The sequence below is a fragment of the Hymenobacter sp. B1770 genome, assembly GCF_049896385.1.
GTDB lineage: Bacteria > Bacteroidota > Bacteroidia > Cytophagales > Hymenobacteraceae > Hymenobacter.
This window is the reverse complement of the sequence record NZ_JAFCUF010000001.1, coordinates 864,628-881,595: the sequence shown is the minus strand read 5'-3', so window position 1 is coordinate 881,595 and position 16,968 is coordinate 864,628. Positions and strand designations below refer to the sequence as shown.

The window sequence follows — 16,968 nt, the reverse complement described above, 5'->3', positions numbered from 1 at the left end:
AACCTAGTCACCATAAAAAAGACCCGCTGGCAAGCCAGCGGGTCTTTTTTATGCCGTGAAACCAGCTATGGCCACAAGCAGTTGCTACTTCCCCTTCACTACCACCGTGCCAGTTCCCTGCGCTGGCTGCCCGGTTACGCTCACGCCTTCCACCACGGCCTGGAAGGTGCCGCTGCCATCGGCAGTGAAGAAGTGCAGCTCGGCTTCGCCGCGGGCATTGGTGCGCACACTAGGGTTCCAGTACAGAGTGCTGGTGCGCGGGTCGGCGGGCGGGTTGGTGAGCAGGGCATTGTAGCGGGGCTGGTAGAACTCGCGGGCCTGGTAGTAGCCCGGCACCTTCACGGTGGCAATGCCAGGCGCAGGCCCGGTGTCGGCGCCTTTGTAGCTGGGGTTGGCGCGCTTGGTGTAAATAGCGATGGCACCGCCCGTGCCGCCAAATATGGCGGCTTCAATGCCCTTGAATACTTCCACCGACTCTACTTCGGAAGATTGAACAGAGCTAATGAGCTCGATATCTGTGCGATTGCCATCCAGGACAAAAAGCGGTGTGCCCTGGCCCCGGATTTGGGCTGTCATATTGGGCGGGTTGCCGGTCACGGTCAGGCCGGCCACACGCCCTTGCAGCAACTGCAGAATTGACATGCCGGACTGAGCAGCAGGCATGCTGGCAAAGTCGATTACGGTGCCGCCGGTAGCCCCGTAAAGGCGGCGGGGGTCGTCTTTGGGCACTTGCACGCGCTTGGCCGTTACGGCTACGTTGTCCAGCCGAATGTTGCGAATGGCCTTCTCGGGGTGAAGCTCCAGGTCGGCGGCCTGGGCCTGGCGGCTGCGGCGCACAAAGGCCGCTACTCCCGCCGGCGCGGCAGCCAGCGACGGCAGCGACGGCAGTGGCTGGTTGCTGGGCACTGGCCCGGCATCAGGCCGGATGATGACGTTGGAGCCGCCCTGCGCCCGCCGGGCCTGTAGCGTGATAATGGCCGTATCGCGCAAGGGAAAGCCAGAAAAGGAAAACCGACCGTCGGCATCTGTGGTGCCGGTGGCCACGTTCCGGCTGGGCCGGGTTTGCATAAAAGTCAGCTGGCTGTTGGCAATAGGACGGTTGCCGTTTTCGCTCACCACCTGTCCGGTGAGCATGATGTCCTGCTCGCGCAGGAAGCGGGGCCGCGGCACTTGGCCGGCCAGCACTTCTTTCCACACAAAGCGCCGCCAGCCCTGGGTGAGCAGCAGGTCGTCGAGGGCCTGGGCCTTAGTAGTCGACTGCTCACGGAAATAATAGCCCGGGTTTTCAACGTACCCAACCAAGTCAGACGTCAGCAGAAGGTTGGAGGCGATGGTTTCGGCATTGGGGTCAAGGGCGGCCAGGCCGGCGTCGCTCACGGCTACCGAGAGGTGGGTGGCCACGGGCTGGCCCGCGGCGTCGGCTACGCGCACGGTGAGCTGCACGGGGGCATGGGCACCGTAGCTGGCTTGGTCGGCCGTAACGGTTACGCGCAAGGCGGCGCCACCATTCTGCACAAAGGCCAGCCGCTCGCACCGCGGCGTGCCCTCCGCATCAAACAAAGTGAAATGGATAATGCCATTGGGGTAGTTTTTTTTGGGCATCTGCCACGTAGCTGGGCTGCTCCCCGTGAGCGTGCGCGAGCCCGGATACGCCACCACGCCGCGCACCTGGGTGAGCAGTTGCACAGGCCCGGGAGCCGAGGCGCTCCCCACGCCCCGGTAGCGCGCTTCAACCAAGAAGTTTTCGGCGTTTTCAATTACGTGCAGGCTGTAGCCGGTGGGCTGCACGGCCGGCAGGGGGTAGTCGGCGGTGCTGCCATCGGGCAGGGTGAGGCGGGCATGGTAGCGCTGGCCGGTGCCGGGCACAAACATGAAGCGTCCCATGCCCGCGTGCCGGGTGCTGAAGCTGGGCACTACCACCGCTTTTTGAGCATTTAAAATCTGTCCCTTTACGGCAATGCTCCGGCCGCTGGCATCGGTGGCTTTGCAGGCCACCACGCCGGGCAAACCTTCTACCAAGTAGCCGCCTTCCGGAAAAAACTGTATGTCCGGCTTGGGCGCCGCCGTGGCCGCGCTCTTGGCTTTGGAAGTATTGCCAGAAGCATCGGAGCCAGTTTCCTGGGGCCCGATGGGCGAGGCTGGCCAGATGCTCAGGCGGCGGCTGTACACGAAATCATCGCCGGCGTTGCGCATCCAGTTGGTGTAGGCACGCAGCACGTAGGTGCCCGCGGCCAAGGAATCGGCAATGTCCAGGTCGCCGCTGGCCCGGCCGCCTTGCAGGCGCAGGGTGCGGCGCGCCACCACCTTGCGGGCGGGCGAGAGCAAGTCGACGTGCAAGACCTGACTGAGGGAGTCGAGTTCATGCCGGGAAGCATCAACCACGTAGGCGCTAAACCAGATGGTTTCGCCGGTGGCATACACAGGCCGGTCGAGGTGGAGGTAGGCTTTCTCGCCTTGGGCGGCGGCGTAAAACTCGCCCACCTGGCGGGCCACCCGCTGCATCAGGCCTTCGTCGGCGGGCTGGAAGCGAAAGGCCGTTATCAGCACTCCCACCGCCAGCAAAGCCGCCATCACTCCATTTTTCACACGCACTACTTTCATGTTTGCAATTCAATCGAAAACCGGTGGTTCAAGAACTCAAACCGACCAGGAAATTACGGCACAAAGATGGCGAAGCCACAAAGCCGGCCGCTTGCGCCGCATCAAGCGGGAGCAAATTGAGTGCAATGCCGCGAACCAATATGGCCTAATGACTCAGAATTAGCCAAAATTTGTTACTCTTGTGATAGATTTAGCCGGGTGAAGATTTCCAGAAGGTGTGTTGTTGCGCCGGCTGCCCATCTCATGAGGGCATCAGCGCAGGTTACAACCCAGCATGGGCCCCCTTTCCAAAAACCCGTCACGCTGCTAAATCTGGTCATTCAGGGAAAGCCACTAGCTTACTGAAACAGCTGTTTATTCTACCTCACTTAGTCAAAGCGCTTGGACCCCGTCACCATCAAGGATATTGCGCACGCCCTGAACCTGTCGACTTCGACGGTATCGCGGGCTTTGCGCGACAGCTACGAAATCAGCCCCGAAACCAAGCGGCTAGTGATGGAGTACGCCGAGCGCCTGAACTACCGGCCCAACCCCATTGCCCTCAGCCTGAAAGGCAGCAGCAGCAAGGCCCTGGCTGTGATTGTACCCCAGATTGCGAACAACTTTTTTTCGCAGGCCATCAACGGAATCGAGGCCATTGCCTACAATCGCGGCTACCACGTCATCATTTTCCAGACCCACGAGTCCTACGAGCGGGAGGTGGCCAATATTCAGCAAGCCGTGTCGCGCCGCGTCGATGGCCTGCTGCTCTCGCTCTCGAGCGAAACGTCCGACGTTTCGCACCTCAAAGCCCTGCATTCCCAGGGCATGCCGCTGGTGCTGTTCGACCGGGTGACGAGTGAGCTAGACGTGACCCAGGTAGTGGCCGACAACTTCGGCGGCGCCTATGCCGCAACTTCCCACCTACTCCAAACCGGCCGGCGCCGCATTGCGCATCTCACTATTCCGCCCTACCTCAGCATCACGCAGGAGCGGCTGGCGGGCTACCGCGCTGCCTTGGAGCAGTACGGCGTGCCCTACGACGAAAACCTAGTGCGCTACGGCACCTTTGGCCCCGACGAGGCCGGGCCCTTGGTAGATGAGCTCCTGGCGCTCTCGCCACCACCCGATGCATTTTTTACGGCCAGCGACCGGCTGGCCCTGGGTTGCCTAGCAGCCCTGCGCCAGCGAGGCGTCGACATTCCTGGCCAGGTGGGGCTGCTCAGCTTCACCAACTCCCAGTCGGCTCACTTGCTCAACCCACCGCTGAGCACCGTGACCCAGCCCGCTCAGGAAATCGGCCAGCTGGCCGCCGAGCGCCTCATCGAACTCATTGAGCGCAAGCACAAGAGCACAGGCCCCGGCACCATGAAGCTGCCCACCACGCTGGTGGTGCGCGAGTCGTCGAGCCCAGTACCCAAGCTTGGTGGGGTAGCCGAACTGCACTAAACCAACGCGTCACGTCGGGCTTGTCAAAGCATCTCTACTGCTTCGTTGCAGCGAAGAGAATCACACTCACCAGTTAGAATTCATTTCTCGTGGTAGAGATGCTTTGACAAGCCCGACGTGACGTTTCGTTTTGCTCGTCCAGTTGTTAACTCAGTTTCTTGCTGCTACTCCCGGGTGCACTTGGCCGTCAGGCTCACGTTGGCATCGGTGTACACCAGCAAGTAATTGCCTTTGGCCAAGGAGCCAATGTTTACGGCAGTTGAAATGCCGCCTGTAGCGGGCGCGAACGAGGCCACGCGCTGACCCACAAAATTGTACACCGTCAGCGCGGCAGTTGCGCTGGCTCGGGGGTGCTCCACCGTAAGACGCTCGCTGGCGGGGTTGGGGAACAGGCGCAACGGCTCGGTGATGGTGCCAATGGTCTTTTTGCCGCTGGTAACCACGGTTACAAGGCCGTTGAGGTAGTTTTCTAGATTGGTGTAGCCATTGGCGGCAATGCCTTGGCGGTCGGCGGCGTTGTTGGGGTTCAGGCCGTTGGCCAATTCGTAGGCATCGGTCATGCCGTCGTGGTCAGTGTCGGCGGGCGCGGGGCCACAGCTTAGCACTGGCCAGGCCGTCTGCGACGTGCTATAGGGCGTACGGGCTGGGTGGCCGCCCTGCACGTCGATGATTCGGCCCGTGCGGCTCTGCACTTCCTGGATGATGCGCTGGTCGACGGCATCGCGGGTAGGCAGCACGCAGCCCACGTTGGCCAGCACGGAGGCATAGGCGTCGGTGGCCGACTGGGTATTGAGCGGCGCTACGTTGAAGGGCGTGCTCACTTTCGACTGCACGGTGTCGGCCAGGGTGCCGCCCTGCATGGTCACACCCAGCCAGTTGCGCTGGGTATTGGTCGCCGACCCGTCCACGTAGTTGCCGGTCATGTACGCTTGGGCGTAGGGCAATACCGGCGCGGTGGTCTGCCTATAAGGATTCCAGATGCGGAAGCGCGAGCCTGAGCTGGTACTAGGGCCTGACTTGTAGTAGTTGTTGACGATGTTGTAGTTGCCGCCCTCGCCCCCGTGCACGTTGTTCGACCCCCAGTTATAGATGACGTTGTTGCGGAAATCGCAGTTTTCCGAGCCAATGGCGGCCCCGTAGCGGGTGCCGTTCCAGCGCGGCGTGCGGCTGAGGCAGTGCGCAAACAGGTTATGGTGGAAGCTAGCGCGCCGCCCGCCCCAGATGCCACCATAGCCGTGGCGCTGGTAGTCGGTATCGCCGGATTCGAAGTGATAGGAATAGTTCAGCGGCTCACTGATGAGGTTCCACTGCAGGGTCATCGAGTCGGTGTTAGCGCCATAGAACGTGAAGGCTTCGTCCATGCTCCAGCTCATGGTGCAGTGGTCGATGACAACGTTCTTGCGGTCCTGGCCGCTGAGGGCGTCTTCGTTGCCGTTGCCGTCCACCATGCCGATGTTGGTGATTTGGGGGTAGCGGTCGCCCAGGCGAAAGCGCAGGTAGCGAATAATCACGTTGTTGCCAGCTACCGATACCTGACGGTCGGCAATGCAGATGCCGTCGCCGGGGGCCGTTTGGCCGGCAAGGGTGGTGTTGGCCGGAATATTCATCCGGGCGGTGAGGTGAATGGTGCCGCACACCCGAAACACAATGGTGCGGTGCGGTGCAGCCGAAGCCGACTGGCTAATGGCATGGCGCAGCGTACCCGGCGTGTTAGTATCGGCCAAGCTGGTTACCTCAAACACCGTGGTGGGCGTGGCTGCCCGGCCCCGGCCCCCGCTCACAAACCGCCCGGCTCCTTCTACCCCCGGAAAAGCCAGCTGTTGTGCCTGCACAGGGGCAGCAGCTGCCAGGCTGGCTACGGTGGCACACAAGCTCAACCCCAGACGAGCCGAATGCCGAATTTGGCTGATGGAAGAAACAAAATGACGAGCGGAGAGATAGGGCATACGGAACGGAGTAGGGTCAGAATAGAACAAAACCGGGCTGCTGCCGCTACCAAATAGCGGCAGCAGCCCGACAATCCTATTCTAATATTACGACCCGAAGCATCCCAATAATGCAACTGGAGCTGGTTTTATTCGCGCAATCGTTCCCGGCATCGATGCCAGTCTGTTTCGCTGGTAGTCAGCCCAAGTCTATTCTTTCTCGAAGATGGCCGACACCCAGCTGCGCAGGGTACGGTGACGCTGGTAGCGCAAGCCACACTTGGTAGCCTCGGCCGTAATCTTGTCCAGGTCCTCCTCATAAAAGCCGCTGAACAGAATGGGGCGGCCGGTGGGCAGCAGGCGGGCATATTCGTGCATGTCTTCGAGCAGCACGTTGCGGTTGATGTTGGCCAGGATGAGGTCGAAAGGAGCTTCGTCGGCTAGGGTTTCCACTCCACCCAGGCGGCACTCGATGGTGCGGCACTGGTTTTCGGCGGCGTTGTCGCGGGCATTTTCCACGGTCCAGGGCTCGGTATCGACAGCCAGAATCTGGCGGGCACCCAGCATCTCGGCCATGATGGCCAGGATGCCCGTGCCGGTACCCATGTCGAGCACACGCAGGCCTTTGTGGTCTACGTCAAGCTGGTTTTCTATCATCAGGGCCGTGGTTTCGTGGTGGCCCGTGCCAAAGGACATGCGCGGCATGATGACGATGTCATAATCGACCCCAGCCGGCTCGGGATGAAACGGCGCCCGCACCGATACCCGCTCGGCAATGACGAGAGGCTGAAAGTTCTTCTCCCACTCGGCGTTCCAGTTCTGACGGGTGATAACGCGGTGGGAGTGGTTCAATTCCCCGATTCCAGCGTAGCGGGCTATGATTTCGGCCACGGCGTCGGGGTTGAAAACGCCTTCGGTGGTGTAGGCCCGAAAGCCTTCGTCGGTGTCTTCAAACGTGTCGAAGCCTACTTCGGCCAGCTCGGCTACCAAGATGTCGGCCAGCTCACGCGGCGCCTCAACGGTCAGTTCAATAAAATCCATTATTCAATGCTCAATTCAAATATGGTTGCAAAGGTCGCAGGAAAAGCCGGGCGTTACGTTGTCTCAGGCACTGAGGCTCCACCTTGGCCACTGCAGCGACGATTGTTGCGCAGCACGGTCTTCGGACCAAGCGACCTGACGAGGTTACGTGGATATGGCCGCATTAGCTGGCAGTGGCGAACGCGAAAGAACGTCATGCTGAGCGGCGCGAAGCAACCTATCACGTTCGAACGAATCGTTGTGGCGTGATAAGATGCTTCGCTCCGCTCAGCATGACGTTCTTTCTGATTACCAGAAAGCTAAGACTTCAAAGCCCTACTGCTTGCAGCCGGCAAACGAGCGCACCTTGGTATAGTGAATGGCAAAGTCGGCCTTGCCACGGTCGGGCGTTACGAATAGCACGTAGTCGGCAAAGTCCCGGGCAGGGGCATCAGCCCACAGCCCGACTTTATCGGCAAACAGCTTGTTGGTTTCCTTGAACACGATGAGGTTGGCAAAGGCCTCTTCGGGCTCCACGTACACCGTGCCGAAGCAGTAGCTGCGCCGGCTGGGGTCAGTTTCGAGGTACACCGAACCGTAGATTTTGCACGGCTCCAACGAGGCTGGTGCCGCTACATCAGGCGCGGCCAGAGGGACCCTGCCCACAGATGAAGAGGCGGGCGCAACAGCCAACAAAGCGGTAAGCAAGAAGGAAAAGAACATAGCGGAAGCAACAAATTTTAGCGCGGAACTACGCAGAAACAATAGGCCCGACCGCATCCAAGAACGGTGCCAAGCAGGATTTAGAACGACTGAATAATGGTAGCAAAGTCCGCAGCTTTTAGCGCGGCGCCACCAATCAGTCCGCCGTCAACATCGGGCTGCGAAAAAAGCTCCCGCGCATTCTGCGCATTGGCTGAGCCACCGTAGAGGATGGTGGTGTCGAGGGCCACTTTGCCGTCGTAGGCGCGGGCAATGCGCTCGCGAATGAAAGCGTGCACCTCCTGTGCCTGCGCGCTGGTGGCAGTGCGCCCCGTGCCGATGGCCCAAATGGGCTCGTAGGCAATGGTTACCTGGTCAAACTCCTCATTGCTGAGGTGGAAGAGACCATCCGCCAGCTGCTTGCCGATGAAGTTGAACGTCTCATCCGACTCGCGGGTGTCGAGCGGCTCGCCCACGCAGAAGATTGGTTTCAGGCCCGCGGCCAGAGCCGCTTTCAGCTTCTGGCCCAGCAAGTCGTCGTCTTCGCGGAGATACTGACGACGCTCCGAATGGCCCAGAATTACGTATTCGCAGCCCACAGAAGCCAGCATTTTGGGCGATACTTCGCCGGTGAAGGCGCCGCTTTCTTTTTGGTGGCAGTTCTGGGCACCAAGGTGGAATTTACCGCCTTGTGGCAAGGCCTGGCCTACGCCGTGCAACAGCGGAAAGGGCGGGCAGATGACGATTTCGGGGGCGTTGGCACCGGTGGCAGCCGAGCTGGCCGCGTTCACGATTTCACCTACCAGAGCGAGGCCCTCGGGGTAGGTCAGGTTCATTTTCCAATTGCCGGCAACGAGGTTTTTGCGCATAAGCTGAAGGTGCGGTAAGGGTGGAGTGATATCGCACAAAGCTAACAGGCCCTGCTTGGCTATCACTTGCAGTGTCGCCCTGGCTACTGGAGCACCCTTCCTACTTTTCCAAGTGCATGGCCCGAGAAGCCGCAATTTCGGCCTCGGCCGCGGCCGCTGCTTCGTCGCGCAGCTGCCAAGGTTCCTTGCGGCCGCCGCGCCGCGACAGCACCACGCCCAGCACCGCGGCCACCCCAGCACCCGCCATCGCGGCCCAGCCCAGCTCTGCCACTTCGCGTAAGCGCACCACCCAAATGGCCACCAGCGCCCAAGCTACTACCAGGGGGAACACCATGTCCCGAAAAGCCCGGCTCATAATCAAAGCCATAGCCACGATGACAAACAGCAGGCACAGCGTCAGGGTCACGGACAGGTTTTCGGCGGTTTGCCAGCCCATTTCCCGCAACCCAATGGTGAAGTTAATGACCGAAGCCACCGAAATCCACCCCAGGTACAGTGAAAACGGCACACCTACCCAAGTCGGAGCTGCACCAGCGAAAATGCGCCGCCGGACGCGTCCGTACGCCACCGCCAGTGAGCCCAGAATAAGCAGCATCACGCCCACGCTGGGCAAAATCATTTCGTAGGCAAAAAGCACAACCCACCCCCCGGTAGCCACGCTGGCCAGCGTTAGCGGCCTAGCCACAGCATCGGGCAGGGAGAGGTTGCGGGCCACGGGCAGCAATTGCCACACTGCGTACACGGCCAGGCTCAGGAAAATCATCCCCCAGATGCTGAACGCATAGTCCGCCGGCGTGAGCAGCGTCGGGTACTTGTCCGAAACTTCCCCCATCGTCTGCCCTGCAAAGGGATGGGTGTTGGCGTAATAGCTGAGGTAGATGTTGCCAAAAATGGCCAATGCCGCCACCCACCGCCACAGCCGGCCCGTGAACGAGCGGTTGGGCACAGCGTAGTTATCGGCAGGGGCTGACGTGGCAGTCATGGTTGAGCTTTTGATAACAAAACCTTCGAAGTGGCGCAGGGCTTTGGATTAGGACGAAAGGCGCCGGTTTTCAGCCAGGAAGCTTCTCGTTTAAACCATCATAACCGCCCTAAGGTTAGCCGCAACTGTAGTTGCTGGTCGCAACGTTACACCTTATCAGCCAGAAAACGTGCAGTATGATTTGTATCCTTCAATTTAACCATCTCTTCGGGCGTGCCTTCGAAGAGTAAATGCCCGCCGTTGAGGCCGCCCTCTGGTCCTAAATCAATCAGCCAGTCAGCACATTTGATGATGTCAACGTTGTGCTCGATGATGAGCACCGAGTTGCCCTGCTCCACCAGCGCGTTTAGAGCGGTGAGTAGCTTGCTGATGTCGTGGAAGTGCAGGCCCGTGCTGGGCTCGTCGAAAATGAACAGGATTTTGTCCTGCTGCAGCGTGGCGCCCTTGGTGAGGAACGAAGCCAGCTTCACGCGCTGCGCCTCGCCGCCCGAAAGCGTATTGGCCGACTGGCCCAGGCGGATGTAGCCCAAGCCCACATCCTCCAGTGGCTTGAGGCGCTCGGCCACTTTGGGCTGGCTTTTGAAGAACTGTACGGCGTCGCTCACCGTCAGTTCCAGCACTTCGTCGATGCCCTTGTCCTGGAATTTGATTTCCAGAATGTCCTGCTTGAACTTGCGGCCGCCGCAGCCTTCGCAGGTCAGGTAGATGTCGGCCATGAACTGCATTTCGATTTTTACCTGGCCCTCACCCGTGCAAACTTCGCAGCGCCCACCCTCGATGTTGAAGGAGAAGTGCGAGGGTTTCAGACCACGCGCCTTGGCCAGCGGCTGCTCCGAAAACAGCGTCCGGATGGCGTCGTAGGCTTTCACGTACGTCACCGGGTTGGAGCGCGACGACTTGCCAATGGGGTTCTGGTCGACGAACTCGACGTGCGACACCTGCCCGTTCACGCCGGTGAGGCGGTCGAACTTGCCAGTGCTTTCACCCGCGCCGCCGCCGAGCATTTTCATCAGCGCCGGCGCCAGTATGCGCTTGATGAGTGTGGACTTGCCCGAGCCGGACACGCCCGTCACTACCGTCATCACACCGAGCGGAATTTTTACGCTCACGTTTTTGAGGTTGTTTTCGCGGGCGCCGGTCAGTTCCAAAGCGTTACGCCAGGGCCGGCGCACTTTGGGCACAGGCACCTCCATTCGGCCGCTTAGGTACTGGCCGGTGTAGGTAGTGGTGTCCTGCAAGAGCTGCTCCATGGTGCCCTGGAACATCAGGTTGCCGCCACCGCTGCCCGCTTCGGGGCCGATGTCGATAATCTGGTCGGCGGCTTCCATCATTTTCTCCTCGTGCTCCACCACCACCACGGTGTTGCCGAGTTGCTGCAGGGAGCGCAGCACGCCGATGAGCTGTTCGGCATCTTTGGGATGCAGGCCAATACTGGGCTCGTCGAGCACGTACATGGAGCCCACCAGCGCCGAACCCAACGAGGTGGCCAGGGAGATACGCTGGCTTTCGCCGCCGCTCAGCGTGTTACTCAACCGGTTGAGGGTCAGGTATCCCAGGCCCACCCGATTGAGGTAGCCGAGGCGGTTGGTGATTTCGGTCACGAGGCGTTCGGCCACTTTGGCGTCGTGCTCGCTCAGGGTCATGTTCTGGAAAAAAGCCAGCGCGTCGGAGATGGGCAGCAGCACGATATCGGCGATGTTGCGGCCGTCGATGCGTACGTACTGAGCGTCTTTTCGCAGGCGGGTGCCGCGGCAGTCGGGGCAGGTGGTGCGGCCGCGGTAGCGGCTCTGCAGCACGCGGTACTGGATTTTGTGGGTCTGCTCGCTTACCCACTTGAAGTACTTATCGAGGCCGTCGAAGTGCTTGTTGCCGGTCCACAATAGGCGCTGCTCGGCTTCGCTGAGTTCGTTGTAGGGGCGGTGAATGGGGAAATCGAAGCGAATGCCGTTTTTCAGCAGTGGCTTCAGCCACTCGCCCTGCTTTTCGGTGCGCCACGGGGCAATGGCGCCTTCGTACACCGTGAGGCTCTTGTCCGGAATCACCAAGTCCTCATCAATGCCCAGCACCGAGCCGAAGCCCTCGCAGGTCTGGCAGGCGCCGTAGGGATTGTTGAAGGAGAAAAAGTTGACGCTGGGCTCTTCGAACACCACGCCATCCAATTCAAACTTGTCGGAGAACATGCGCGAATCGTCCTCGTTGAGGCGCAGGATGCAGGTGCCATGACCTTCGAAAAAGGCGGTTTGCACCGAATCCGAGAGGCGGAAGAGCAGGTCTTCGTCGTTGGGCCGCAGCACGGCGCGGTCAATCATGATGTAGACGTCGCCCTTCACTTCGGGCTTGCCCTCCCCTATCAGCTCTTCGATAAATGCAGTCTCGGTGCCCACCACCACGCGGCTGTAGCCTTTTTGCAGCAGCAAATCCAGCTCCTTGCTCATGGGCCGGGTAGGGTCGGCGCGGTGCAGCGGGGCCAGAATCATGGCCTTGGTGCCCTCGGGCTGCGCAGCCAGAAAGTCGACCACATCGGCCACGTTATCCTTGCGCACCTGCTCGCCACTTACGGGCGAAAACGTGCGGCCCACCCGCGCAAACAGCAGCTTGAGGTAGTCGTAAATCTCGGTGCTGGTGCCCACCGTGGAGCGATTGTTCTTGATGCTGACCTTCTGCTCGATGGCGATAGCCGGCGAAATGCCGCGGATGTAGTCCACGTCAGGTTTGTCCATGCGGCCCAGAAACTGGCGGGCGTAGCTGCTCAGGCTTTCCACGTACATGCGCTGGCCTTCAGCATACAATGTATCAAACGCCAGACTCGACTTGCCCGAGCCGCTCAGGCCCGTGATAACAATGAACTGGTTGCGCGGCAGCGCCACGCTGAGGTTTTTGAGGTTGTGAACCCGGGCATTCTTGATGAGAATGAATTCGCGCGGGTCGAGGTTATCAATGGCGTTGTCGGCGGGGGCCGAAACTTGCAACGAGTCTTTTTTGGGCATAAACGAACTAACAGCGGGAAGGGGGCGGAAGGTTTCGGCCCGGCGCAGCAACTTGGAATGCAAAGGTACGGCTGCCCGCAAGGCTACGGCCGAAGCTTGATGCGGCCCAAGCGCTTAACATTGTAGCATTATACTTTTTGAATTTACAAATGCTCGCTCCCAGCCCCGTTGCTGCTATCTACCAAGTCTTACAACAAGTGCAGGCCAAGGCCGAAGCCAACGCCGGCATTTTCCAGAAAAATGAGGCCGCCACCCGCGCCGCGCTCATTGACCCCGTGCTGCGGGCACTGGGCTGGGACACCAGCAACGTGCGCATGGTAGAACCCGAAAAGACCGTGAGCAACGAGCTGCGGATTGATTACTTGCTGAACGACCCCACCGGCAAACCCTGGGTGGTCATCGAGGCCAAATGCCTGGGCAGCAGCCTGGACAAGTACGGCTACGTGGGCAAGATTTTGGGATACGCCATTTCGCTCAACGTCCACACCGTTTGCATCACCGACGGCCTCGCCTGGCACTTGCACACGCATTTGCAAAATGGTAAGCCCGAGCCCATCGTGTTTACGCTAGCTAAAAACGACTTTTTATCAGCGGCCAACGAACTCCTTCGCTGGCTCGATGCCGCGCAGTGCGGCCACGGCATACTGCCAGTTGCGGAAGAAGCCATAGCTGCCCCCGCAACCCAAACACTGCTCACTAAGCCTGTTTCCAAGCAATTATCAAAACCAAAGCAACAGGCGAATCAGCAAATGCAAAGTGAAACGGCATTCACCAATGCTGCGCAAATACACCAGCTGAATCTATCGCCGGGCCAGAAGCCTAAGCAACTTAGGCTTCCCAATGGCACCATTAAACCCATCTCTACCTGGAAGGATATTTTGCTTGAAGTATGCTACTTGGTGTTGGCAACAAATGCTCATCTGGCCATGCCCTTTCCGGATAAAGCGGGTAAAAAGCGGTTTTTGCTCTCTAATTGAGAAGCAGCCTATTGGTGCAAGCTCTGCCGTGAGCTACAAAGGCCAGGCTGTATTTATTGGGACTAACTACAGCGCAGCTGATTGCATTGCCAATGCCCTTTTCATTATGCAGCAATTGCCGCCAGCCCAGCGCACAGCAAGTCTGGCAATCTCTATGGGGTAAGCTACGAATGCTTTTCAGGGCATGTACGACAACATAAGCTTCTCCAACTACCTGGGTGCCATTACGCAGCAATTTCGTTCTTCACACTTCATGCACATGCTTACTCGCCTTCTCACCGTTGCCATTGCGGCTCTGACTACCATCGGAGTTTGCGCCCAAACCGCTCGTCCCAGCCTTACCGGCAACTGGGTTGGCACCGTTGCCGGCACCGAGTTCACCCTTCACCTCAGCGACCCACCCACCGGGCCCCGCACCGCCACGCTCGACATTCCAGAGCAGAACGCGAAAGGCATTCAGCTGCAGTTCACTGCGCCCGGCGACAGCGTGTACCTGCGCTTGGCCCAGCCCGTGGCACAATTTGCCGGCCTCCGCTCGCCCGATGGCCAGCAGCTGGTGGGCGTGTGGCGGCAGGGCATGCGCGAATTTGCCTTCACCATCACCCGCGCAGGCAGTACCGCCAAGCCGGCCGGCCCGCGTCGGCCTCAGACGCCGCAGCCACCTTTCCCCTACCAATCGGCCGACATCACCTTCAGAAACGAAAAAGCCGGTGTGACCCTGGCCGGCACCTACACCGTGCCCGCCGACATGGGCCCGTTTGCGGCCGTGGTGCTACTCACCGGCTCGGGAGCGCAAGACCGCAACTCGAGCATTTTTGGCCACCAGCTTTTTGCCGTGCTCGCCGACCACCTCACTCGCCAGGGCATTGCCGTGCTGCGCTTCGACGACCGCGGCGTAGGCCAATCGGGCGGCGCTCAAAAAGGCATGACCAGCGCCGACTACACCACCGACGCCCTGGCGGCCCTAGCCTGGCTGCGCGCCCAGCCCGGCATTCGCAAAAGTCAGGTGGGCCTGCTCGGGCACAGCCAGGGCGGCACGGCAGCCGTGGGAGCGGCCGCTCAACCCGGCGGGCCCGATTTCCTGGTGCTACTGGCCTCGCCAGCCCTGCCCGGCGATGAGATGATTGTGCAGCAAGCAAAAGCAATAGCCACTGCATACAAAGCTGACCCTATCCAAATTGAGTTGATTGAAGGAGAGCAACGACAAATAATTGACATTATCAAAAAGACGCCGGATAATGTCTTGGCCCGCGCCGAACTGCTCCGGCTGCTAAATCGAAGCCACTCCACCAATCCTGCGATGCTGGCTCAGCTTAATTCCCAGCTTGACGTGCTCACCTCGCCCTTCTACCGCGACCTGCTGGCCGACCGTCCGGCCCAGACCTTGGCCAAAGTGCGCTGCCCGGTGCTGGCCATGGGCGGCAGCAAAGACGTACAGGTGCCGGTGAAGGCAAACCTGACCGCCACAGCTGCTGGTCTTAAAGCCGCTGGTAACCGTGACGTTACCCTCAAGGAAATACCCGGCCTCAACCACCTGTTTCAGACCGCCAACACTGGCGGGCCTACCGAGTATGGAACCATCAATGAGACTTTTGCGCCGGCCGCGCTTCAGGTGGTCAGCGACTGGATAAGTCAGCGCACAAAGAAATAATCAGGTTTCTATTATGCCTAGCAGAAAAGATAGCTGGCACATACTGTCGGCTATTTGCATTTTCAACAGCTACCTAAATCTCACATCCGCTTGTCAGTAATTTGCGTTTGTTGTACTTTTCAGCTCTTGTTTCACATAAATAGCTCTAAGGCCTGTATTTTATTGGACTATTTTTATGATAAAACTCCTACTAATCGTATCTGCTTCCCTCACGCTGTCTGCCGCACTGCTGGTACAATTGCCCGCTAGCGCCCAAACACGGCGTCCCGTATCCAGCCCTGCCAAAACCCGCCCTGCCGCAAAGCCCGTAGCCGGAAAGCCTGCCGCCGCATCCAAACCAACTGTTATTAAGCCACTCGCGCCACTCAATGGCCAGTGGAAAGGTCCTTTGAAGATGCTCGGCGGCAAAATCACCATCGTCATCACCATGGTGCCGCTCACCAACGGCACCTACTACGCCGCCCTCGACGCTCCACAGCAGCGCATCAGCCGCATGCCCGTAGCAGTGGAGCTGAAGGGCAACAACATCAAGCTTGACATTGAGCAAGCCGGTAGCCGCTTTGTGGGCAAGGTACTGGACGGTGGCGCCAAGCTCAGTGGCACTTGGACGCAGCCCGGCATCAAGGAGCCCATGGTGTTGCTGCGAGCCGCCGCAGGGCAGCCGGCTACGGCCGCTGCTGCTCCATTTCGCCCAGCGCCGCCCTACAGCGTTACCGAAGTAAGCTTCCAGAACCCGGCCTCCAGGCAGCACCTGGGGGGTACGCTCACGGTGCCCGCGGGTGAGGGGCCTTTTCCCGCCGTGGCGCTGCTCTCCGACTTGGGCCCGCAAGGCCGGGAGGTAGAAGTAATTGGCTACTGCATGTTTGGCCAGCTTGCCGACTACCTCACCCGCCACGGCGTTGCCGTGCTTCGATTTGATGACCGCGGCGTGGGCAAATCCTCTGGCACCTACGCCAATGCCACCACCGCCGACCTGGTGACGGACGCGCAGGCCGCGCTGGCCTTTTTGCGGCAGCGCCCCCTTATTGACGCCAAACGCGTGGGCCTGCTCGGGCACGGAGAAGGCGGCAACGTGGCCCTGCTAGCAGCCATGGCGCCCCACCATGCGCCGGATTTCGTGATGTCACTAGCCGCTTATGGCCAGCCGGGTTTCAACGTTTTGCTGCGCCAGCAAGGTGAAATCATGCGCTTGATTGGGTCTGATGCCGCGGAAATCAAAGCGGCGCAGGATGCCTACCAACGCTTGGTGAGCATTGTGAGGCAAACGCCCAACAACGACCTGGCCCAGGCCAAGGTGGCAACCGTCCTCAACAGCACTAATTCGGGCATTACTACCTCTATGGCCCACGCCCGCGCTGTACAGCTTACATCGCCTTGGTCGCGCTACTTCTTCGATTTCAACCCGCTGACTAATTTAAACAAAGTAGTTTGCCCGGTACTGCTGCTCAACGGCAACGCCGATTTACAAGTGTCGGCTAAACGCAACATGACTCCCCTGCGCCGCGGCCTGCACTCTGTGACGGCTTATCGCCTCGATGGCGTCAACCATCTGTTTCAGCCTCCCCCCGCGCAGTGGCCGCTGGTGAATGGGGTGCAGCAGCCCACCTTCTCGCCCGACGCCTTGAAAAAGATTAACGATTGGGTGAACACCAAAATCACCAAAGTCTCTGCTTCGCCGCTGAACGCTAAGCAGCCCGCAGCATTGCCCAAAATGGCCAAAGTGGCGAGCATGTTCCGCAAGGGTTAGCGGCTAGTTTGCTGGCTTACCGACTCAACTGGCAGTGTGCCCTAGCTATTCACCGTCCCTTCGCCCGGAATTGAGTTCG

The 16,968-nt window shown here is 59.8% G+C and carries 11 protein-coding genes; 4 read left to right on the top strand and 7 right to left on the bottom strand.

The genetic code is table 11. The annotated features are described in order from the left end of the window. Positions 1–84 precede the first annotated feature (84 nt). Entirely contained in the window at positions 85–2,601 is a 2,517-nt protein-coding gene (locus ACP7AJ_RS03665; protein ID WP_426058821.1) for a TonB-dependent receptor plug domain-containing protein, read from the bottom strand. A gap of 381 nt (positions 2,602–2,982) precedes the next feature. On the opposite strand from ACP7AJ_RS03665, the gene ACP7AJ_RS03660 reads away from it, so the two are divergent. Further along, the gene (locus ACP7AJ_RS03660) at positions 2,983–4,029 is read left to right on the top strand and encodes a LacI family DNA-binding transcriptional regulator (RefSeq protein ID WP_426058820.1); all 1,047 of its coding nucleotides are present in this window, start codon (positions 2,983–2,985) and stop codon (positions 4,027–4,029) included. Between the two features lie 164 nt (positions 4,030–4,193). On the opposite strand, the gene ACP7AJ_RS03655 is transcribed toward ACP7AJ_RS03660, so the two are convergent. The 6 genes from ACP7AJ_RS03655 to uvrA form a co-directional block, all read right to left on the bottom strand. Further along, positions 4,194–5,975 (bottom strand): T9SS type A sorting domain-containing protein, encoded by a 1,782-nt coding sequence (locus ACP7AJ_RS03655; RefSeq protein WP_426058819.1) that lies wholly within the window; start codon positions 5,973–5,975, stop codon positions 4,194–4,196. A 189-nt stretch (positions 5,976–6,164) separates the two neighbouring features. Continuing rightward, the gene (gene prmA, locus ACP7AJ_RS03650) at positions 6,165–6,995 is read right to left on the bottom strand and encodes a 50S ribosomal protein L11 methyltransferase (protein ID WP_426058818.1); all 831 of its coding nucleotides are present in this window, start codon (positions 6,993–6,995) and stop codon (positions 6,165–6,167) included. Between the two features lie 315 nt (positions 6,996–7,310). Then, entirely contained in the window at positions 7,311–7,640 is a 330-nt protein-coding gene (locus tag ACP7AJ_RS03645; RefSeq protein ID WP_426058817.1) for a DUF6150 family protein, read from the bottom strand. 137 nt (positions 7,641–7,777) lie between these two features. After that, positions 7,778–8,545 (bottom strand): triose-phosphate isomerase, encoded by a 768-nt coding sequence (gene tpiA / locus ACP7AJ_RS03640; protein WP_426058816.1) that lies wholly within the window; start codon positions 8,543–8,545, stop codon positions 7,778–7,780. Positions 8,546–8,645: 100 nt separating this feature from the next. Continuing rightward, positions 8,646–9,527 carry a hypothetical protein gene (locus ACP7AJ_RS03635; RefSeq protein WP_426058815.1) on the bottom strand — a complete coding sequence of 294 codons (882 nt, stop codon included), beginning with the start codon at positions 9,525–9,527 and terminating at the stop codon, positions 8,646–8,648. 146 nt (positions 9,528–9,673) lie between these two features. Next, on the bottom strand, positions 9,674–12,514 hold the full coding sequence (uvrA, locus tag ACP7AJ_RS03630) for an excinuclease ABC subunit UvrA (RefSeq protein ID WP_426058814.1): 2,841 nt from the start codon (positions 12,512–12,514) through the stop codon (positions 9,674–9,676). Positions 12,515–12,663: 149 nt separating this feature from the next. On the opposite strand from uvrA, the gene ACP7AJ_RS03625 reads away from it, so the two are divergent. From ACP7AJ_RS03625 to ACP7AJ_RS03615, 3 genes are all read left to right on the top strand, one after another. Next, positions 12,664–13,491 (top strand): hypothetical protein, encoded by an 828-nt coding sequence (locus ACP7AJ_RS03625; RefSeq protein WP_426058813.1) that lies wholly within the window; start codon positions 12,664–12,666, stop codon positions 13,489–13,491. A gap of 184 nt (positions 13,492–13,675) precedes the next feature. Further along, positions 13,676–15,142 (top strand): alpha/beta hydrolase, encoded by a 1,467-nt coding sequence (locus ACP7AJ_RS03620; RefSeq protein ID WP_426058812.1) that lies wholly within the window; start codon positions 13,676–13,678, stop codon positions 15,140–15,142. Between the two features lie 175 nt (positions 15,143–15,317). After that, positions 15,318–16,889, top strand: coding sequence for an alpha/beta hydrolase family protein (locus ACP7AJ_RS03615; protein ID WP_426058811.1), 1,572 nt, complete (start codon positions 15,318–15,320; stop codon positions 16,887–16,889). Positions 16,890–16,968 lie beyond the last annotated feature (79 nt).

Coding starts and splice junctions, on each gene's coding strand:
- ACP7AJ_RS03665 (WP_426058821.1), bottom strand. CDS start 2,601: ATGAAAGTAGTGCGTGTGAAAAATGGAGTGATGGCGGCTTTGCTGGCG.
- ACP7AJ_RS03655 (WP_426058819.1), bottom strand. CDS start 5,975: ATGCCCTATCTCTCCGCTCGTCATTTTGTTTCTTCCATCAGCCAAATT.
- prmA (WP_426058818.1), bottom strand. CDS start 6,995: ATGGATTTTATTGAACTGACCGTTGAGGCGCCGCGTGAGCTGGCCGAC.
- tpiA (WP_426058816.1), bottom strand. CDS start 8,545: ATGCGCAAAAACCTCGTTGCCGGCAATTGGAAAATGAACCTGACCTAC.
- ACP7AJ_RS03635 (WP_426058815.1), bottom strand. CDS start 9,527: ATGACTGCCACGTCAGCCCCTGCCGATAACTACGCTGTGCCCAACCGC.
- uvrA (WP_426058814.1), bottom strand. CDS start 12,514: ATGCCCAAAAAAGACTCGTTGCAAGTTTCGGCCCCCGCCGACAACGCC.
- ACP7AJ_RS03625 (WP_426058813.1), top strand. CDS start 12,664: ATGCTCGCTCCCAGCCCCGTTGCTGCTATCTACCAAGTCTTACAACAA.
- ACP7AJ_RS03620 (WP_426058812.1), top strand. CDS start 13,676: ATGTACGACAACATAAGCTTCTCCAACTACCTGGGTGCCATTACGCAG.
- ACP7AJ_RS03615 (WP_426058811.1), top strand. CDS start 15,318: ATGATAAAACTCCTACTAATCGTATCTGCTTCCCTCACGCTGTCTGCC.